This window comes from Proteus sp. G4415, from assembly GCF_963896075.1.
GTDB classification, from domain to species: domain Bacteria; phylum Pseudomonadota; class Gammaproteobacteria; order Enterobacterales; family Enterobacteriaceae; genus Proteus; species Proteus mirabilis.
On the sequence record NZ_CAWQOK010000064.1, the window covers coordinates 12,468 to 32,905 of the forward strand.

The window sequence follows — 20,438 nt, forward strand, 5'->3', positions numbered from 1 at the left end:
ACAAATTGATTGCTTCATTGCAATCTACAATCTAGTTTATCAACAAATTTTAAGCCTTTTTTTTGATAAAACCATGACCAGTCACGCAAAACAATTAATCATATTTTTAACAATAATATTAACCTCATTATTTGTTAACGCTGAAAATAGTTCAAAATTTCTTATCAAACCTGTTAAAAAAAGTACAGGAGAGCCCATCTATATTCAAATATTTAAAGAAGAAAACTTACTAGAACTGTATATAGAAAAACAGGATGGACAATTAGAGAAAATACGTACTTATCCCATTTGTAGCTATTCGGGAGGATTAGGTCCGAAGAAATATCAAGGTGATTTAAAAAGTCCCGAAGGCTTTTATCAAGTTAATCAAACTCAGCTTAACCCAAATAGTCGGTTTTATCGAGCAATTAACCTAGGATTTCCTAATCAATACGATCAAGAGCAAGGTTATACCGGTGATTTCTTGATGATCCACGGTGCTTGTAAATCAGTGGGTTGCTACGCAATGACCGATACTGTGATGGATGAAATCTACCAATATGCCGAACTTGCGCTGAAAAATGGCCAACAGAGCATTAATATTCATATTTTCCCTTTTAAAATGACAGCCGAAAATATGAAAAAATTCCAATACTCTGCCAATATGGATTTTTGGCAACAGTTAGCACCTGCTTACCAATATGTGGAAGAATACAAAAAGATCCCATCGATTAGTGTAAAAAACGGTCGCTATTTGGTGAATAATCGTGAGGCTATTTCCACATTAAATTTAGCTAAAAGTATCGATAGTAAATGGTTACAAAATTCGCAACCCACGATCAAATAAAACAAACTCACCAACAGGAATTTTTTGCCAAGATTCATTACCTGTTAAGGGTAATGTCGATATTACCGACACAATATCATCCGCTTTAGTGTGTTGCTGAAAATCAATTTCAATATCTTGATCCAGCAATTTGGCCTTACCAAAAGGAGCTTTACGGGTTATCCAGTGTAAATTAGTTGAACAATATGCCATAACAAACCGGCCATCGGATAACAACATATTAAACACACCTTTTTGTCGCAATTGATCAGCTAAAATAGCAATGAAACGAAAGACCGCCGGCCAATTAGATGGTGTTCTCTGGTAACGCTTTTCAAGCTGATTTAATATCCAGCAAAAGGCTTTTTCACTATCAGTCTGTCCTACCGCTCTAAAACGCCCTGTATCCAGTGATTGATAACCTTTAAGTTGTCCATTATGAGCATAAGTCCAATTTTTACCCCACAGTTCACGGGTAAAAGGATGCGTATTTTCTAAACTGACATTACCTCGATTAGCTTGGCGAATATGCGCAATGACAGCATGTGATTTAATGGGGTATTCTTGTACAAAACGAGCGACGGGTGAAACGGCACTAGCTTGTGGATCTTTAAATGTACGACATCCTAATCCTTCATAAAAGGTGATACCCCAGCCGTCTTTATGAGGGCCAGTTTTACCACCACGAGGAATGAGGCCACTTAAACTAAAATTGATATCAGTGGGTACATTTGCACTCATGCCCAACAATTCACACATCGCCCGCTCCTACTTACTCACACTTTAATTATTCATATAAGGCAATATTACTATATCGTTATTTTTCCATTTCTTTTTCAATCAGCTGGATCAGAATATGAATAACTTTGATATGGATTTCTTGAATACGGTCGGCATAACCAAAATGAGGGACACGAATTTCAATATCTGCACTCCCTGCCATTTTTCCGCCATCTTTACCTGTTAGAGTAATAACTTTCATACCTTTTTCACGAGCGGCACTAATGGCTTTAATAATATTGCCTGAATTACCGGAAGTTGAGATCCCCAGTAATACGTCACCCTCTTTACCTACCGCTTCCACATAACGTGAAAAAACATATTCATAACCAAAGTCGTTACTCACACAAGAAATATGGCTCACATCAGAAATTGCGATAGCAGGATAACCGGGTCTATTTTCACGATAGCGCCCCGTTAATTCTTCTGCAAAATGCATGGCATCACAGTGTGATCCCCCATTACCACAGGATAAAACTTTGCCGCCTGCTTTAAATGAGTCTGCTAATAATACAGCTGCTTTTTGAATGGCTTCAATATTCGCATCATCTTGTAAAAAACGAGAGAGTGTATCTGCCGCTTCAGTTAATTCGCCACGAATAAGATCTTGGTACATAGGATTTTTACTCCAGAAAAGGGATCAAAAAATATCTATTTCTCAGTGTAACGGATCCAATGATACGAAAGAAGCACCTCTTTACCTACAAATGCTAACTTCTCTCATTTACGAATAATTTGTGAGCTACATTGTAATTAGAATGTAAAAATATTGCTAAAACTTGGTGACTGCATTAGATCTAAATAACACATAACAGGTCTGACCTCTGATGTCTTGCAAATACAGGAGTTTTATTATGACCCTACTCAGTATTGTGCTTTTCTTAGTTCTCATCGGTATACTTAGTTACCGAAAATACAGCCTTGTAGTAAGCAGTATCTTACTTATTGCTTATACTTTCGTGATGGGTTTAGCCAATATCTGGAGCTACTGGCTATTACTGCCCGTTGCATTGATATTATTACCATTCACTCTTCCTTCTATTCGCAAAGCATATATCTCTGCCCCTGCACTAAAGGCTTTCCAAAAAGTGATGCCATCTATGTCTAAGACAGAGCAAGAGGCCATTGATGCGGGAACAACATGGTGGGAAGGTGAATTATTCCGTGGAGCACCAGATTGGAAACAACTTCACAATTATCCTAAGCCACAACTTACCGCTGAAGAACAAGCTTTTCTGGATGGTCCAGTTGAAGAAGTTTGTCGCATGACCAATGATTTCCAAATCACACATGAACTAGCTGATTTACCTCCTGAGATTTGGCAATATTTAAAAGACCATCGCTTCTTTGCGATGATTATCAAAAAAGAGTATGGCGGATTAGAGTTTTCTGCCTATGCACAATCTCGTGTACTGCAAAAGCTCGCGGGTGTTTCTGGTATTCTCGCCATCACTGTAGGTGTACCTAATTCATTAGGTCCAGGTGAGTTATTGCAACATTATGGTACTGATGAGCAGAAAAAACGTTACTTACCCGGTTTAGCCAAAGGTGATGAAATTCCATGCTTTGCATTAACCAGTCCTGAAGCAGGCTCTGATGCTGGCGCTATCCCTGATAGTGGTGTGGTTTGTATGGGGGAATGGCAAGGTGAGCAAGTCCTTGGTATTCGTCTCACATGGAATAAACGCTATATTACTTTAGCACCTATAGCCACAGTATTAGGACTCGCTTTTAAACTTCGCGATCCAGACCATCTACTGAGTGATAATGAAAATCCCGGTATTACTTGTGCTTTAATTCCAACCGACGTAAAAGGGGTAGAAATTGGTCATCGCCATTTCCCACTCAATGTTCCTTTTATGAATGGTCCCACTCGTGGTAAAGATGTTTTCGTTCCTATCGATTTTATTATCGGTGGTCCAAAAATGGCAGGCCAAGGTTGGAGAATGCTGGTGGAATGTCTTTCAGTCGGTCGTGGTATCACACTGCCATCTAACTCCACTGGAGGCTTAAAAAGTGCAGCAATGGCAACAGGTGCTTACTCTCGAATTCGTCGTCAATTTAAGCTTCCTATCGGGAAGATGGAAGGAATTGAAGAGCCATTAGCGCGCCTTGCTGGTAATGCTTATCTCTTGGACGCAGCTTCAACCTTAATTACCACAGGTATTATGTTAGGAGAAAAGCCTGCCGTACTTTCTGCTATCGTAAAATATCATTGTACCCATAGAGCGCAACGCGGGATTATTGATGCAATGGATATTGTTGGTGGGAAAGGGATTTGTCTTGGCCCTTCCAACTTTGTGGCTCGCTCTTATCAAGGCTCCCCCATCGCCATTACGGTGGAAGGCGCTAATATTCTCACTCGTAGCATGATCATTTATGGACAAGGGGCTATTCGTTGCCACCCTTATGTTTTAGATGAAATTGCAGCAGCTAGAGATAACAACTTACACGACTTTGATCATGCCTTATTTGGTCACTTAGGCCATGTTGCCAGTAATACATTACGTAGCCTTTGGTTAGGTATCACTAATGGTCGCTTAAGTACCGCGCCAACAAAAGATGAAACTCGTCGTTATTACCAACAAATTAACCGGCTCAGTGCCAACATGGCGTTACTTTCTGATGTTGCCATGGGGGTTTTAGGTGGTAGTTTAAAACGTCGTGAACGTATTTCTGCAAGACTTGGCGATATTTTAAGTCATATTTTCCTCGCCTCTGCGGTGCTAAAACGTTATGAGGATGAAGGTCGTAATACCGCTGATTTACCACTGGTACACTGGGGTATTAAAGAGTGTTTATACCAAGCAGAAAATGCCATTGATGAGCTATTACGCAATTTCCCAAATCGTTTTGTTGCAGGAGCTCTGCGCGCCCTTATTTTCCCTCTGGGTAAAGTGCAGAAACTGCCTTCAGATAAGTTAGATAGTAAAGTGGCTCAAATTATCCAACAACCTTCTGAAACCCGTGATCGTATTGGTAAAGGACAATTCCTCACACCCAGTGAGCACAATCCTCATGGTTTAATGGAAGAAGCTCTGCTCGATATTTTAGCCGCAGAGCCACTGTTTGAACGTATCTGTCGACTCTATGAAAAGAAATTTAGCTTCACTCAATTAGATAAATTAGCGGATAAGGCTTTAGCTGATAAACGAGTGACTCCCGAAGAAGCAGATATCTTACGCAAAGCGGAGCAAAGCCGTTTACGTAGTATTAATGTGGATGAATTTGACTTTGATGCCTTGGCGGTGCCGGCAAAAAAGTCGTCAACTGATACAATAAAAACAGATAAAGCAGCCTAATTATGCCGTTATGATCGTCAATAAATAGTCTGCCATTTAACGACTGAAACACGGATACAACACCTCATTATTTTAATTTAATAATGAGGTGTTTTTTATTGGGAGATGATCACACTGGGAGGAATAGTAAAAGTTACAGGTTAATTTCTAGCGCTAATAGCTCTTCAATGGTTTGACGACGTCTAATTAATTGAGGTATGCCCTGTGAAATTAACACTTCAGGAATAAGGGGACGACTATTATAGTTAGATGACATTGATGCACCATAAGCCCCCGTATCATGAATAACTAAGTAATCACCAACTTCTGCCGGAGGTAATAAACGAGGAGCAACCATTCCTCCTTCTTGCTGGGTAAACACATCACCAGATTCACAAAGAGGCCCCGCAACTATGGTTTCTTGTTGAAACTCGCTAGATTTTAATTGGCCGTATTTATCTAATAATGTGATTTGATGGTAACTACCATACATAGCTGGGCGCATTAAATCACTAAACCCTGCATCCACCAGCACATAATGACGATTTCCCATCGACTTAACCGCCCTTACTTGTGACACTAACACGCCAGACTCAGCCACTAAAAAGCGTCCTGGTTCAATTTCCAGTTCAATATCATGCCCAAGGTGTTGCGCTATACGTTGACGAGCACTATCCCATAAAGAGAAATAGTGGTTTAAATCGACTCTTTTATCTCCTTGCTGATAAGGTGTTGACAATCCCCCACCGGCCGAGATGGCTTTAATATCAACATTAGAGGTGAGTACTTGCTCAACCATTGCATCACAGACACTCGCTAAATGCTGATAATCAACCCCTGAGCCAATATGCATATGGAAACCAACCAAATTCAAATTGTATTGATTAATCACCGCTAATGCTTCTGGCACATCTTCATACCAAATACCATGTTTGCTATTTTCCCCACCTGTATTGGTCTTTTGGCTATGTCCATGACCAAACCCAGGATTTATTCTTATCCACACCGCGTGCCCTTGATGACGTTCTCCAAGTTGGCGAAGCATATCAATAGAACCTGCATTAACCGGAATATCTAATTCAACCACACGTTCAATCGTTTTTTCATCGAGTAAATCTGCGGTAAAGACAATTTCACTACGCTCGCGACCACCTTGGAAACCGGCAACCAACGCCCGCTCAATTTCACCTAGTGAGACAGAATCAACTTTAACGCCCTGCTGTTTCATTAACCGTAAAATATGAATGTTAGAGCAGGCTTTTTGTGCAAAACGAACCACATCAAAGGCTTTTAATTGCTCAATATGTTCAGAAATAGTCTCACCTTGATAGATCCATAATGGCGTGCCATAAGTTTGTGCTAATTGAGATAGGATCGCATTGTTGGATGTTGTCATCATTTTTTACTCAGCAATGTAGGGTGAATAAAAATATTATTAAGCAATTAAAGCGGGAATAAAAATATCAAATTAGCTATAGTCTATTCACTTGTGATATAGGATAAAATTTATGAAAACTCCATTTAGTTGGCGACATATTGAAATTTTTCATGCAGTGATGACCACACAAAACCTAACCGAAGCGGCAGATTTACTGAAAACGTCTCAACCCACAGTCAGTCGCGAACTATCACGTCTTGAACAGCTATTGTCATTTAAGCTATTTGATAGAATTAAAGGTCGACTACAACCTACCACGGAGGGATTAAGATTTTTTGAAGAGGTACAGCGCTCTTATTATGGACTTGACCGCATTATTACCGCAGCCAATAGTATTCGCCATTTTCATCAAGCGGAATTAAATATCACCTGTTTACCGGCATTTGCTCAATCACTATTACCCTCAATTTGCCAACAATTTCTCAGCCAATATCCCGAGGTTAATTTAACGATAGTGCCACAGGAGTCTCCTTTATTAGAGGAGTGGTTATCTGCACAACATTATGACTTAGGGCTAACTGAGCACACACAAACACCTGCCGGAACCCAACAAGAAACACTGCTAACGTTAAATGAAGTCGCTATTTTGCCAAAGTCTCATGTGTTAAGTAAAAAAGCATTACTGCAGCCACAAGACTTTCATCAAACTCGTTTTATCAGCTTATCTGCTAATGATAGTTATCGACAACTTATTGATGCTATGTTTATTAAACAGGGGATCACTCGACAATTGATCATGGAAACACAAAGTGCGGCCTCAATTTGTGCCATGGTGAGTAAAGGCATTGGTGTTTCTATCGTTAACCCTATTACCGCCCTTGATTATCAATATAGTGATCTCTGTATACGGCCACTGAGTTTTACCATTCCATTTACGGTGAGTTTGATCACACCATCTCATCGCCCCTCATCACAACTTGTGCGCTATTTTATTGATGTGATGAAAACCACTTTAGCTAATTACCCAAAACAATTAACTCACGCGTTCACCCGATAATGACAACCAATGAGGCGAAGAAGCAAACCAGTCAACCAGAAAATCCAGTAAAACACGCACGGCTGCGGGCATATTTTGTCGGCTCGCTAACACGGCATAAATTCCCATAGGCTGTGGCTGATAATCCGCTAACAAAATTTCTAACTCACCCCGTTCAAGATAGGGTTTTGCTGAGCAGTAAGGTTGTAAGGAGACTCCGGCACCTTGCAAAGTGGCTTGCAATAACACAACAGACTCATTGGCACTTAAATTACCACCTACAGGAACAGAATAACGCTCATCACCTAAACTAAACTCCCACAAGCTACTGCCAAAAAAGCGATATGTGAGACATTGATGATAAGTCAAATCATCCGGCGTGTTAGGGATACCATGTTTAGCTAAATAATCTTTATGAGCACAAACCACAGAAAGACATTTTGCTAAAGGGCGGGCTATCAGATTAGGCTCTAAATGGTTGGTAATACGCAATGCAATATCAATACGCTCTTCAATAAGATTGACTGTCTGATTAGATATCTGCAAATCGACTGCAATAAGAGGATAAAGTTGTATAAATTCAGTTATAGCCACAGATAATGCACAATTAGCGAGTGATTGTGCCGTTGTAATACGCACCAGCCCACTGATTTGGTGACTCTCTTTGGGAATATTCGCGGGAATACGCTCGGCCATCTCTAGCAGTTGTAAACTTTGTTGATAAACTAATTCTCCCACGGAAGTCAGACTCTGCTTACGGGTTGTTCTATGCAACAAACGCACCCCAGCCCACTCCTCCATTTCATTAAGATAGCGCGTCACCATTGCTCTAGACATACCTAGATAATCAGCAGCTTTAATCATGCTACCTTGCTTAACGATGGTCACAAAAACCTCTGATGCTTTAATTTTGTCCATATTATTTGCTCGATTTATGCAACAATGTATTCACCAAAACAGGGTTTTTCTCCCATTTCATGCAACCTATTATAGAACGCATCAACATGATGGAGAAAATAAAGATGAAAAAATTACTTCCTTTAACACTTGCAACTACTGCGTTTTTCGCCACTTCTGTTATGGCAGCAGAGTTAACATTAGATATCTACAATCCCGGTGATGCCAGTGTATTCCCTGTTTCATCTGAAATCATTTATGGTGATAAAGATGCTGTCTTAATCGATGCTCAATTCCAAAAAAATGATGCTCAAGCCTTAGTCGATAAAATTAAAGCATCAGGGAAAAACTTAACTTATATCTATATCAGCCATTCTGATCCCGATTTTTATTTTGGGTTAGATGTCATTACTGAAGCATTTCCAAATGCTAAAGTGATTGCCTCAGCTCCCACCGTCAAAATCATTAATGAAACCCAAGCAGGAAAACTTGCCTACTGGGGGCCTGTCCTCAAAGACAATGCCCCTAAAAAAGTTATCATTCCTGAAGTCGTTACTGGTGATAGTTTTTCTCTTGAAGGTGAAAAACTCTATATCAAAGGATTAGATAGCCAATCTCCAGAAAGAACCTATGTTTATGTGCCAAAACTGAATGCTATTATGGGTGGGGTAATACTGTCTGAAAATATTCATGTGTGGCTAGCAGATACTCAATCTAAAGCACAACGCCAATATTGGCTAGAAGCGTTACAACAGATTAAAACGTTATCACCTAAAACGGTTATTCCAGGACATTATGTTCCAAAAAGCAATTATGATATGCGTTCTGTTGATTTCACAATGAATTACCTTAAAGAGGCAGAAATTAAACTCGCTGAAACTCAAAACTCAGAACAATTTATTGCGGCGATGGAAAAAAGTTATCCTGACTTAGCAGATAAATCGAGTTTAGAGCTTAGCGCAAAAGTCCTTAAAGGAGAGATGAAATGGCCTCAGTAAGCCATGTGAACCAAGAAAATAGCACCAAAAAGCTGCACTATATTTACGATCCACTTTGTGGGTGGTGCTACGGCATTGCCCCACTTATTGAAGTAGTGAGTCACGAATACCCACATGTACTAACACTACATGGTGGGGGATTATTTACCCCGACAAGAAAAGTGACAGGGGGCGATGCATGGAAAGAGCATGTTACCCCTATCGATGAACGTATTAGCCAGTTATCGGGACAAATTTTTAGCCAGCAATACCGTGATAACCTCGCCAATACAGAGATGACATTAAACTCACTGATGCCAATTGCAGCGATATTGGTAGCAAGAAAAATGGGCGATAGAGATGTTATGTTATTAAAAGCGTTACAAGATGCCTATTATCTTGATGGATTAAATATTAGTGATAAAGATGTGCTATTTTTTATCGTACAAAAACTCGGGTTTGATATCACCCTTTTTTCGACGCTATTTACGCAAGTAAATGAGTATGAAATAACTCAACATATACAGCAAACTCAACAATTAATGCATCAAGTAAATGGTCGTGGTTTCCCAACGCTATGTATTGAAGATAACCAAACCTACCAGTTGATCCCAGTAGAGAATTATTTTGGCGATACAAAAAGTTGGACTTCTTTTCTAAAACAAACGCTGTAATACCTTACTGAAAATAGAGTAAATAATGATAGAGACTTGAAGGTGTAGACAAATTCTACACCTCACTCTTATTTAATATTCAGCAAGAAATATTAGCCTATTCAATACATTATTATTGTCTTTACTCTTAAAACAACTATCGCTGAAAATGCAAGGCAAGAGCCAAAGGCAATCTGCTTTATCTTCACATTAGTAAAAGCCCAAATAAGCATATAAATAACAATCCCTAATAGTGCAGCGAAAAAGAGGATATAAGGTAATAGTTCTATTCCACACCAAGCGCCTATGGCACTAAAAAGCTTTACATCACCCAACCCCAAAATAGTCTCTTGATATATCCAATAACCGAGCCAATAAATACTATAAAAAAACAAGCTTGCGACTAAACAGCCATAAAAAGAGCAAGTTGAAGAAATCACGCCATAAGGCGTTAAATTAAGCGTAATTCCAAAGAAAAGTAACCAAAAAGTTAAGTTATCAGGTAGCTGAAGATAATCTGCATCGAAAAACGAGAGAGTTAAGAGGTAAAAACTAAACAATAGAAATAATATTAATAACGAATAATTAGAAATAGTAAAAGACCAATAAAAACAGATAATTAAATAGACTTGCCACAATTGCTGATAACGAATAGGTGAGAGGCGTGCTAAAACAGAGGTAGAGAAATAATCGCTACACCCTTTTAAAAAGGTAAAAAAGGCCATTGTAATCATGATGTTTTGCGGTAATAACATAAATATCTATCCTTGATATTTGCGAGTTCCTAATCTAGGACTCTAAAATAGAATGCTATTACTTCCAAGCAATGGTTGTTTTATCATATTGCAAACATGAAGTTTTACGACAAATCTCGCAAATAAAATCCAGCTATAATGATAGAAAAAGCCACCTGATAACTTGCATGAGCTAATGGCATGCGTATGATGCATATCACAATATCTTGTTTATCATGGTTAACATTTTACGTAAGGGTTTCACGTTATGCGTATTCCTCGCATTTATCATCCAGAGCCACTCAGTGCAGGTACACAAACTTCATTAGCAGAAGAAGCTGCAAATCACGTTGGACGAGTATTAAGAATGTCAAAAGGCCAAAAACTGGCACTTTTTGATGGCTCCAATCAAGTATTTGATGCTGATATTATCGAAAGCAGCAAAAAATCAGTGATTGTGCAGATTAATGAAGGACAAATGGATGATAGAGAATCCCCACTTGATCTTCATTTAGGCCAAGTACTTTCACGTGGTGAGAAAATGGAGTTTACTATCCAAAAGTCCGTTGAATTAGGTGTTAACACCATTACTCCGCTGATCTCTGAACGTTGTGGTGTTAAACTAGATCCTAGTCGTTTAGAAAAAAAGCATCAGCAATGGCAAAAAATTATTATCTCAGCCTGTGAACAATGTGGCAGAAATAAAATTCCACAGCTTATGCCGGTGATGTCATTAGAGGCGTGGTGTGCCCAAACGGATGATAGCTTAAAACTTAATTTACACCCTAGAGCAAGCCAAAGTATTAATACCTTGCCACTTCCAGTTAAAAAAGTACGACTATTAATTGGCCCTGAGGGGGGATTATCTCCTGAAGAAATTGCCATGACAGCAAAATACCATTTTACTGATATTTTATTAGGTCCTCGTGTATTAAGAACTGAAACAACAGCACTCACCGCAATCACCGCTTTGCAGGTTCGGTTCGGCGATCTGGGATAAAGGAGAAATAATGATTAAATTAGGTATTGTGATGGATCCTATTTCATCCATCAAAATTAAAAAAGATACCAGCTTTGCCATGTTACTCGAAGCACAGCGCCGTGGTTGGGAAATCCATTATATGGAAATGAACGATCTTTATCTTAATCAAGGTGAAGCCCGTGCTCACACACGTCTGTTAAGTGTAGAAGAAAACCCTGAAAAGTGGTTTGAATTTGGTCAAGAGCAAGATATTGCGTTAGGCTCCCTTGATACCATTTTAATGCGTAAAGATCCCCCATTCGATACCGAATTTATCTATGCTACCTATATTCTTGAACGTGCTGAAGATATGGGGACTTTAATTGTTAATAAACCACAAAGCTTACGTGATTGTAATGAAAAACTCTTTACAGCATGGTTCCCTTCATTAACGCCAAATACATTAGTCACTCGAGAAGCCAAACACCTTCGTGCTTTCCATGAAAAACATGGTGATGTGATTTTTAAACCACTTGACGGTATGGGTGGCGCTTCTATTTTCCGCCTGAAAAAAGATGATCCAAACGTCGGTGTTATTATCGAAACCTTAACAGAGCACGGTCACCGTTTCTGTATGGCACAGAATTTCTTACCAGAAATTATTGATGGTGATAAACGTATTCTGGTAGTTGATGGAGAGCCGGTTCCTTATTGCTTAGCCCGTATCCCTGCCAAAGGGGAAACCCGTGGTAACTTAGCCGCTGGTGGCCGTGGAGAAGCGCGCCCATTAACAGAAAGCGATTGGGCAATTGCACGCCAAGTAGCACCTATCTTAAAACAAAAAGGCCTTATTTTTGTTGGATTAGATGTTATTGGCGATCGTTTAACGGAAATTAATGTTACAAGCCCGACTTGTGCACGTGAGATTGAAGCGGCTTATCCTGAGGTTTCTATTACAGGTATGTTAATGGATGCTATTGAAACTCGCCTTAACAAGAAAAACTAATTTTTAAACGATGTGTTTTAAGGTTTAAAAGTCTTTACCTAGCCCTTATATTAAACATTATCAATAGGGCTAGGTTTTTTAATAAAAACAATCAGAGAACAGTATTACTATTATGAATTTACTCAACCATTTTCTTATTGCTATGCCATCATTAAGCGATCCGCTCTTTCAACGCTCGGTCGTCTATGTTTGCGAACATAATGAAAACGGTGCAATGGGTTTAGTTATTAATAAGCCGATTGAAGATATCTCTATTGAAAGTGTCTTAGAGCAGTTGGAGATATTCTCAGCAGATAGAGATAGTGCGATTAGCTTACAAAAACCGGTTATGTCTGGTGGCCCTGTAGCGGAAGAGCATGGTTTTATCTTACACACCCCTGTTTCTGGTTTTAGCTCAAGTATTAAAATCAGCGATAGCACCATGATCACCACGTCAAAAGATGTGTTAGAAACATTAGGTACAGCAAGACAGCCTGAAAAAACCTTAGTCTCATTAGGATATTCCAGTTGGGAAAAAGGCCAGCTCGAGAGAGAAATTTTAGAAAATAGTTGGCTTACCGTTGAAGCAACCCCACAAATCATTTTTGATACCCCAATTGCAGAGCGTTGGCATAAAGCCGCCGAACTAATTGGTATCGATATCCACACAATTTCACCAACGGCTGGTCATGCATAATGTCAAATAGAACGGTAATGGGGTTTGATTTTGGCACCAAAAGTATTGGAGCCGCAATAGGTCAAGAAGTTACAGGGACAGCAAGGCCATTAGCCTCCTTTAAAGCTAAAGATGGTATTCCAGATTGGAGTCAAATCGAAAAAATCATTAAAGAATGGCAGCCGGATTTAGTGGTGGTGGGTTTGCCTCTTAATATGGACGGTACAGAACAGCTAGTGACTACCCAAGCCAAAAAATTTGCTAATCGCTTGCATGGACGCTTTGGCGTACAAATCGCCTTACATGATGAGCGCCTTAGCACAGTAGAAGCCCGTGCTCACCTTTTTGAACAAGGGGGGTATCGCTCTTTAGATAAAGGCAGTGTTGATGCAACTTCTGCCGTTATTATTTTAGAAAGCTGGTTTGAACGGCAGTATTAATTTTCTTCATTGATGTGCTCATTGAGCAAACCTTCATATTGACGTTGTTGGCGACTTAAAGTGAAGGTTTGCATGCCATATTCAAACCCAGTTTGCATTAATGTCGTCACTTGATGATATTTCCCTTCTCTGATCAGATGTGCAATCCCCTGCGTCATATACATCACTTCAAACAGGGCAACACGCCCGCCTTGTGTTGCTGGAACCAATTGCTGAGAAATAATTGCTTTTAAGCTTCCAGCTAATTGTGCCGAGATCCATTGTCGTTCATTGGATGAAAATACATTAGTGACACGCTCTAACGTTTGAACAACGCCTTGCGTATGTAATGTTGCTAGTACTAAATGCCCCGTTTCAGCCGCAATTAATGCCATTTTAATACTTTCTAGATCTCTTAATTCCCCTAGCATAATTACATCGGGATCTTGACGTAATGCGGCTTTTATTGCACTCGCTATATTTTGTACATCGCGCCCTATTTCACGTTGTTGGATAATGCTTTGCTTATTGGTGTAAATAAACTCTATTGGCGCTTCCAAAGTAAGAATATGCTGACGCTTATGCTGATTGAGATAATCAATCATCGCTGCTAATGTGGATGATTTACCACTCCCTGTTGCTCCCGTCACTAAAATAAGTCCATTAGAAACATTATCTAATAATGCAGTGATTGATTTTGGTACGCGTAGTGATGTTAATGTCGGGAGCTGTGAATTTATCACTCTTAGTACTGCGGATATCCCTAATTGTTGGCGAAATAAATTCACTCGTAAGCGCTGCCCCTCAGCAAGAGTTATCGCCGTATCAACTTGCCCCTCCTTACCAAAAAATTGCAATTGCGCTGTGGTCAGATAAGGTGTTATCCATTTGAGTAGCGTATCAGAAGTAATAGGTTTACATTGATTTTGTTGATAAAGTACGCCATTGATCCGTAATCGTGGCACATCGCCACAACAAAGGTGCAGATCGGAAGCATTATGCTTTACACTATATATAATTAATTTTTCCATATTCATCTTATTATCTCCTGAGTTGCCATGAATACTATTAAACAGAATCTCGTCAATGTCAGGTCTCACATTGACACCGCAGCGCAAAAATGCGGGCGTTCTCCAGACGAAATAACCCTACTTGCAGTTAGTAAAACTAAGCCTGTGAGCGATATCGAAAAAGCAATTGCATGTGGACAAACTGAATTTGGTGAAAACTATGTGCAGGAAGGTGTAGATAAAATTAGCTATTTTGCTGAAAACAAAAATTTAGTTTGGCACTTTATTGGCCCATTGCAGTCCAATAAAACACGTCTTGTTGCTGAACATTTTGCCTGGTGCCATACCATAGATAGATTAAAAATAGCGCAAAGATTAAGTGATCAACGTCCAACTACGTTACCGCCACTCAATGTTTTGATCCAAATAAATATTAGTGATGAAAACAGTAAATCAGGGATCTCTCTTACCGAGCTTGATGGCCTTGCTGCACAAATATCCATTCTGCCAGGGATCAAACTGCGCGGACTAATGGCTATTCCTGCCCCAGAAAATGACTATAACAAGCAAGTCGAGGTACTAGAGAAAATGCATCAGGCATTTAAACAGTTACAAAACCAGTACCCCGATATTGATACATTGTCGATGGGAATGACTGGTGATATGGAAGCAGCAATTGCCTGTGGCTCAACACTGGTACGTATTGGAACGGCCATTTTTGGCGCTCGTGATTACGCCAATAAATAAAAAAGAGGTTAAATTAGTATGGAACATCGCAATATCGCTTTTATTGGTGCCGGAAATATGGCACACGCTATTATTGCAGGACTGGTTAATGGTGGTTATCCCGCAAAAAATATTACGGTAAGTTCACCTTCAGAGGTTCGACGTGAGCCTTTAGAAAAAGAGTTTGCCATACAGAGTACTTGCGACAACATCAGTGCTGTTGAAAATGCCGATGTCATCGTATTAGCCGTCAAACCGCAAATGATGGCTGAAGTTTGTAAGCCATTACAACATATCGATTTTGGTCAAAAATTAGTGCTAACCATTGCCGCGGGTATTCCAGCTTCTCGTTATAATGATTATTTAGCCACTTCGCTACGACTGATCCGCATCATGCCAAATACCCCAGCACTGGTTGGCAAAGGGTTAAGCGGTATGTTTGCTCAAAACACTATTACCCCTGAAGATAAACAATTTGCTGATGCGTTAATGAAAAGTGTCGGTACGACGGTTTGGGTAGAGCAAGAATCAGCTATCAATGATATTATCGCCGTTGCGGGTAGTGCGCCTGCTTATTTCTTCTTGTTTATGGAATCTATGCAACAAGAAGCCGAGCGCTTAGGTTTTTCAGCCGACGTAGCAAGAGCTATTGTACAACAAGCAGCCAGTGGCTCTACTGCATTAGCTGAAAAACAAAATAGCTTACCTTTTTCAACATTACGTGAACAAGTAACGTCAAAAGGTGGCACAACAGCTGCAGCATTGGCACAATTCTATGCAGGTAAATTACCTGAGAATGTTGCTTTAGCGATGCAAGCGGCGATTAAACGAGCGCAAGAAATGGAAAAACAGTTTTAATTTCATCAGGGCCAACTAATGAACTTTTTAAATTTCGTCATTCTGACTCTTATTCAACTCTATATTTCCGTGCTACTACTTCGTGTATGGATGCAATGTGTAAGAGCTGATTTTTATAATCCGTTTTCACAATTTGTGGTTAAAATTACCCAACCTGTTGTGCGCCCATTAAGAAGAATTATCCCCTCTATTGGCTCTATTGATACTGCTTCGGTCATCTTGGCATATGTTTTAGTGTTATTAGAAATTATCCTCCCTTCTTACTTATCCGGAGCAGGTGGTGCTATTCCATTTTCTTTAGTCCTACCCTTCGCATTTATTGAATTACTCACCGCAGCAGGTAAGATTATTTTTTGGATGATTATCATCCGTGCAATTCTCAGTTGGGTCAGTCAAGGACGTAATCCTATCGATCATCTGCTCTTCCAATTAACTGAGCCTTTAATGGCCCCAATTCGCCGTGTTATTCCGGCAATGGGAGGATTAGATTTCTCAGCCATGATTGTTATCCTGATCCTTTATGCCCTGAATTATTTACGTGTAGATGTTTTACAGTGGCTAATCACCATGACACTTTACTAAGGAAGATAATATGCAAAAAGTGGTTCTTGCTACTGGAAACCCCGGTAAAGTAACAGAGTTAGCCTCATTACTCGCTGATTTTGGTTTAGATATTGTCGCACAAACTGAGCTAGGTGTTGGCTCAGTTGAAGAAACAGGTCTTACTTTTGTAGAAAACGCACTAATTAAGGCGCGTCATGCTGCCAAAGTAACAGGCTTACCGGCTATAGCTGATGATTCAGGGATCTCGGTTGATGCATTAGGTGGTGCTCCGGGCATTTACTCTGCTCGTTATGCTGGTATTGAGGCAACCGATCAGCAAAATGTAGATAAATTACTCGAAGCAATGAAAGATGTTCCCGCAGAGAAACGTCAAGCTCAGTTTAACTGTGTGTTAGTTTATCTACGCCATGAAAACGATCCCACTCCGCTGATTTTCCATGGTATTTGGCAAGGTGTGTTAACTCAAGAAATGCAAGGTGATGGTGGATTTGGTTATGATCCTATTTTCTTTATCCCTGAGCTAAATTGCACTGCGGCACAATTAACCAGAGAGCAAAAAAATCAATACTCTCACCGTGGTAAAGCACTAAAACTAATGTTGGATGCACTTAAGAATGCTTAAGTTACCACCATTAAGTTTGTATATTCATATTCCTTGGTGTGTACAAAAATGCCCTTATTGTGATTTTAATTCTCACACCTTAAAAGGCGAAGTTCCACATCAGGAATATGTGCAACATCTGCTCAATGATTTAGATGCTGATCTTACTCATGTTGGCTCTCGTGAAGTGCAAACTATCTTTATTGGTGGTGGCACGCCAAGCCTATTAAGTGCTGAATCAATGGCCGATTTACTGTATGGCGTAAAAGAGCGCATAGCCGTTGCTCCTGATGCTGAAATTACGATGGAAGCCAATCCTGGTACGGTTGAAGCTGAACGATTTGCCGGTTTTCAACGGGCGGGAATTAACCGTATATCCATTGGCGTACAAAGTTTTGGTAATGATAAACTGATCCGCTTAGGGCGCATTCATGATGCCGATGAAGCTAAAAATGCCGCGAGACTAGCAAAAGAGTTAGGCTTACGTAGCTTTAATCTTGATTTAATGCATGGCTTACCTGACCAATCATTATCTCAAGCACTCTCAGATCTACAGCAAGCAATCGCTTTATCTCCCCCACATCTTTCTTGGTATCAATTAACTATTGAACCCAATACACAATTTGGCTCCCGTCCGCCTAAATTACCTGATGATGATATGTTGTGGGATATTTTTTCTGAAGGTGACAAATTACTTACCGCAGCAGGATATCAACAATATGAAACATCGGCTTATTGTAAGCCAGGTTTTCAATGTCAACATAACCTAAACTATTGGCGTTTTGGGGATTATTTAGGTATTGGCTGTGGTGCTCATGGAAAAATAAGTTTTGCCGATGGCCGAATTATGAGAACGGTAAAAACCAAACATCCTAAAGGTTTTATGGCAGGACGTTATCTTCACCAGCAAAATTGGGTTGATAATGATGACCGTCCATTTGAATTTTTTATGAACCGCTTTCGGTTATTAGAAGCTTTTCCTCGGCAAGATTTTAGCGACTACACGGGGCTTGCACAAGAGACTATCCGTAGACAAATTGATGAGGCACTCGCATTAGGTTATATCAGTGAAACAGAAACCCATTGGCAGATAACGCCCCACGGTAAACTGTTTCTTAATTCATTACTTGAACTCTTTCTTTAATACGAAAATTCACTTATTTCGTTAATAAACAAATGCCCATACTGTTCATTTACACTATGGGCATAATTTATTTATCGGCGCTTATAACCATTATCACTGATTTTAAAGTGCACTTTGCACCGCTTCAATTTGCTGAGTAAGACTTTCTAATCCACCACCAGAGAGATACCAAAGATCAGATTGCAAATAAACAATACCACCATTTTTATAAGCAGAAGTTGTTTTCACTTCATCATTTTCAAAGGTGTTTTTCTCTAATTTACCGGCACCAATGGCTTCACTGCGATCGATAATAAAAATAACATCCGGATTTACTTTGGCGATCATTTCAGAAGTAACCACGCGACGTTTGCCTTTCTCTTCTTCAGCAACAGGTGGTAATTCTGCTTTCTTCGCTTTAACCACATCGTAAATCACGCTTTGGTTATTGGGCATTAAATTGCCTGCATTGTGCAGTAAGACCAACACTTTTTTATCTGATCCTGCCGCTTTTTTCTGAGCCTGTTCAATCACGGTATTCAATGTTGCTAATTGTGTTTGAGTAGCTTGTTGCTTATCAAATAATTCACCTATTAATTGAATATTCGCTTCCACTGAATCAAGATAATTCGCACTATTTGTACCTAAATTAATCGTGGGGGCAATGTTTGTGAGTTTCTCATAAGAAGCGCCTTGACGACCGGTAATAATAATTAAATCAGGTTTAAGCTCAGCGAGTCTCTCAAAATCAGGGGCTTTCATTCCCCCAACATTAGCCACATCATTCGCAATACGCCCTTTAATATATTCAGGTGCATTTCCTAATGGTAAACCAACCACTTTATCCGCTAAACCTAATGCAACTAAAGAGTCATATAGACCAAAATCAAACAGTACAACCTTAGACGGATTTTTAGATACTGCGGTTTCACCTAATAGGTGCTTGATAACAACTTTATCATTTTGCTGTTCAACAATTTGATTAGGCTGGTATGTAACTGAGGTATTACTTAATGCAGAAAAACTGCTAACTGACAGAAGAGAGGCAGTAACTAACGCAAGGATCTTTTTCATGAATTTAGCCCTGTTTAAGTGGAATACTTAAGCAGGGCATTCTAAACAGCTTACTTTACATGTCAATTGAATAAGAATGATTTTCATTGTTATTTTCAACTATTGTGAATCAACAATCTATAACTCTTATTTACTGTAAGGATAAAGCTATTTGTTTAGTGAATTTATCAATTCGACACGTTGGTTTTCCATTTGGGTGATTTTATTACATGCCTGCTGCCCAAATTGATTAAATGAAGCTTCTTGTTGCTTCCACTCTTTTTCGATGATTTGTTGAAAACCATCAAGATTACCTAATAATCCACTTAAGGCTTTTTTCCTATCACCACTCGCAGCAGCTAGTAATTGTTTTTGACCTAATTCATTAATGCTATCTTGCAACATCCCCCCAAGGCTACTCTCAATTATTTCTCGCCCTTTGGTTTCGACCTGTTTAATCGCTTGAGCATGGAATGTGACATTATCAGGCTTGAGCGAAATAACAGTATCCATTTGTTGATTAAGATTTTTTTCTAAGTCACTTAAGCGCTTTAAAATACGGCTATCTTGCCCAAAGGCTTCAATAACAACTTTATCCAGTACTTTTCTTGACTCTTGTAATTTAATTCCCGTCTCTTTTCTTAACCAAGGAATATCTTGCCTAACTGTCGCTTGATATTTTTTCGCAATAGCTTGTTGCTCAGGGGTTAGTGTGACGCTCTTTTCATCGCGCAGTAACGTGCCATCGGGATAAATAACAAGTAAACCATTAGAGCCGGCCACTTCAACAAATTCAGGTGTAATACGTAAATCATCTTTTGGCGTGACAGCACAGTCAAAACTGGGTGCAGCAGTGGCTGAACTTGCGACAAAAACCAATGCAACGACCAACTTTTTAAATCCCATAATCGCTCTCCTAGA

22 protein-coding genes are annotated in these 20,438 nt (G+C 39.5%); 14 read left to right on the forward strand and 8 right to left on the reverse strand.

Translation table 11 applies throughout. From position 1 onward, the window contains the following. The first annotated feature begins 73 nt into the window (after positions 1–73). Positions 74–826 (forward strand): L,D-transpeptidase family protein, encoded by a 753-nt coding sequence (locus AACU95_RS06990; protein WP_004252270.1) that lies wholly within the window; start codon positions 74–76, stop codon positions 824–826. On the opposite strand, the gene AACU95_RS06995 is transcribed toward AACU95_RS06990, so the two are convergent. Then, a complete protein-coding gene (locus AACU95_RS06995; RefSeq protein WP_004244806.1) occupies positions 797–1,564 on the reverse strand; it encodes a class II glutamine amidotransferase in 768 nt (255 codons plus the stop codon). The genes AACU95_RS06990 and AACU95_RS06995 overlap by 30 nt on opposite strands. Positions 1,565–1,622: 58 nt before the next feature. Further along, the gene (lpcA, locus tag AACU95_RS07000; RefSeq protein ID WP_004244807.1) at positions 1,623–2,201 is read right to left on the reverse strand and encodes a D-sedoheptulose 7-phosphate isomerase; all 579 of its coding nucleotides are present in this window, start codon (positions 2,199–2,201) and stop codon (positions 1,623–1,625) included. A 238-nt stretch (positions 2,202–2,439) separates the two neighbouring features. Between lpcA and fadE the strand changes: the two genes are divergently transcribed. Further along, positions 2,440–4,887 carry an acyl-CoA dehydrogenase FadE gene (gene fadE, locus AACU95_RS07005; protein ID WP_141191997.1) on the forward strand — a complete coding sequence of 816 codons (2,448 nt, stop codon included), beginning with the start codon at positions 2,440–2,442 and terminating at the stop codon, positions 4,885–4,887. Positions 4,888–5,020: 133 nt separating this feature from the next. Here fadE and lysA read toward each other — a convergent pair whose 3' ends face one another. After that, on the reverse strand, positions 5,021–6,265 hold the full coding sequence (gene lysA / locus AACU95_RS07010) for a diaminopimelate decarboxylase (protein ID WP_017827569.1): 1,245 nt from the start codon (positions 6,263–6,265) through the stop codon (positions 5,021–5,023). Between the two features lie 109 nt (positions 6,266–6,374). Here lysA and AACU95_RS07015 point away from each other — a divergent pair, with 109 nt between their 5' ends. Then, positions 6,375–7,301, forward strand: a complete 927-nt coding sequence (locus AACU95_RS07015) for a LysR family transcriptional regulator (protein WP_004244812.1) — start codon at positions 6,375–6,377, stop codon at positions 7,299–7,301. On the opposite strand, the gene AACU95_RS07020 is transcribed toward AACU95_RS07015, so the two are convergent. Then, complete coding sequence (locus tag AACU95_RS07020; RefSeq protein ID WP_004244813.1) at positions 7,278–8,198, reverse strand: LysR family transcriptional regulator; 921 nt, start codon at positions 8,196–8,198, stop codon at positions 7,278–7,280. The two genes, AACU95_RS07015 and AACU95_RS07020, sit on opposite strands and share 24 nt — an antisense overlap. Positions 8,199–8,302: 104 nt before the next feature. Between AACU95_RS07020 and AACU95_RS07025 the strand changes: the two genes are divergently transcribed. Next, positions 8,303–9,175 (forward strand): MBL fold metallo-hydrolase, encoded by an 873-nt coding sequence (locus AACU95_RS07025; protein ID WP_237612032.1) that lies wholly within the window; start codon positions 8,303–8,305, stop codon positions 9,173–9,175. Continuing rightward, positions 9,163–9,828 (forward strand): DsbA family protein, encoded by a 666-nt coding sequence (locus AACU95_RS07030; protein ID WP_017827570.1) that lies wholly within the window; start codon positions 9,163–9,165, stop codon positions 9,826–9,828. The genes AACU95_RS07025 and AACU95_RS07030 overlap by 13 nt, the downstream gene beginning before the upstream one ends. 101 nt (positions 9,829–9,929) lie before the next feature. On the opposite strand, the gene AACU95_RS07035 is transcribed toward AACU95_RS07030, so the two are convergent. Next, positions 9,930–10,562, reverse strand: coding sequence for a prepilin peptidase (locus AACU95_RS07035; protein WP_074561797.1), 633 nt, complete (start codon positions 10,560–10,562; stop codon positions 9,930–9,932). Positions 10,563–10,809: 247 nt separating this feature from the next. Between AACU95_RS07035 and rsmE the strand changes: the two genes are divergently transcribed. The 4 genes from rsmE to ruvX all read left to right on the forward strand — a co-directional run bounded on the left by rsmE (position 10,810) and on the right by ruvX (position 13,603). Beyond that, positions 10,810–11,541: a 16S rRNA (uracil(1498)-N(3))-methyltransferase gene (gene rsmE / locus AACU95_RS07040; protein ID WP_004244819.1), complete on the forward strand. Its 732-nt coding sequence runs from the start codon at positions 10,810–10,812 to the stop codon at positions 11,539–11,541. A gap of 10 nt (positions 11,542–11,551) precedes the next feature. Next, positions 11,552–12,508, forward strand: a complete 957-nt coding sequence (gshB, locus tag AACU95_RS07045; protein ID WP_141191995.1) for a glutathione synthase — start codon at positions 11,552–11,554, stop codon at positions 12,506–12,508. Positions 12,509–12,620: 112 nt separating this feature from the next. Continuing rightward, a complete protein-coding gene (locus tag AACU95_RS07050; RefSeq protein WP_004244821.1) occupies positions 12,621–13,184 on the forward strand; it encodes a YqgE/AlgH family protein in 564 nt (187 codons plus the stop codon). Beyond that, the gene (ruvX, locus tag AACU95_RS07055; protein ID WP_004247382.1) at positions 13,184–13,603 is read left to right on the forward strand and encodes a Holliday junction resolvase RuvX; all 420 of its coding nucleotides are present in this window, start codon (positions 13,184–13,186) and stop codon (positions 13,601–13,603) included. The genes AACU95_RS07050 and ruvX overlap by 1 nt, the downstream gene beginning before the upstream one ends. Here ruvX and AACU95_RS07060 read toward each other — a convergent pair. Then, entirely contained in the window at positions 13,600–14,619 is a 1,020-nt protein-coding gene (locus tag AACU95_RS07060; RefSeq protein ID WP_017628337.1) for a type IV pilus twitching motility protein PilT, read from the reverse strand. The two genes, ruvX and AACU95_RS07060, sit on opposite strands and share 4 nt — an antisense overlap. A gap of 21 nt (positions 14,620–14,640) precedes the next feature. Between AACU95_RS07060 and AACU95_RS07065 the strand changes: the two genes are divergently transcribed. The 5 genes from AACU95_RS07065 to hemW are packed head-to-tail and all read left to right on the forward strand — an operon-like array spanning position 14,641 to position 18,485. Further along, positions 14,641–15,339 (forward strand): YggS family pyridoxal phosphate-dependent enzyme, encoded by a 699-nt coding sequence (locus tag AACU95_RS07065; protein ID WP_004244825.1) that lies wholly within the window; start codon positions 14,641–14,643, stop codon positions 15,337–15,339. Between the two features lie 18 nt (positions 15,340–15,357). Then, the gene (gene proC / locus AACU95_RS07070) at positions 15,358–16,176 is read left to right on the forward strand and encodes a pyrroline-5-carboxylate reductase (protein WP_004244827.1); all 819 of its coding nucleotides are present in this window, start codon (positions 15,358–15,360) and stop codon (positions 16,174–16,176) included. Between the two features lie 18 nt (positions 16,177–16,194). Further along, on the forward strand, positions 16,195–16,758 hold the full coding sequence (locus AACU95_RS07075) for a YggT family protein (protein ID WP_004244828.1): 564 nt from the start codon (positions 16,195–16,197) through the stop codon (positions 16,756–16,758). Between the two features lie 10 nt (positions 16,759–16,768). Next, a complete protein-coding gene (locus AACU95_RS07080; RefSeq protein ID WP_004244829.1) occupies positions 16,769–17,362 on the forward strand; it encodes an XTP/dITP diphosphatase in 594 nt (197 codons plus the stop codon). Next, complete coding sequence (hemW, locus tag AACU95_RS07085) at positions 17,355–18,485, forward strand: radical SAM family heme chaperone HemW (protein ID WP_004244830.1); 1,131 nt, start codon at positions 17,355–17,357, stop codon at positions 18,483–18,485. Before AACU95_RS07080 ends, hemW begins: the two co-directional genes overlap by 8 nt. Positions 18,486–18,587: 102 nt before the next feature. Here hemW and AACU95_RS07090 read toward each other — a convergent pair whose 3' ends face one another. Together AACU95_RS07090 and AACU95_RS07095 are read right to left on the reverse strand one after the other, a co-directional pair. Then, a complete protein-coding gene (locus tag AACU95_RS07090) occupies positions 18,588–19,538 on the reverse strand; it encodes a siderophore ABC transporter substrate-binding protein (RefSeq protein WP_012367557.1) in 951 nt (316 codons plus the stop codon). A gap of 147 nt (positions 19,539–19,685) precedes the next feature. Beyond that, positions 19,686–20,423: a YggN family protein gene (locus tag AACU95_RS07095; RefSeq protein ID WP_004244832.1), complete on the reverse strand. Its 738-nt coding sequence runs from the start codon at positions 20,421–20,423 to the stop codon at positions 19,686–19,688. Between the last annotated feature and the right edge of the window lie 15 nt (positions 20,424–20,438).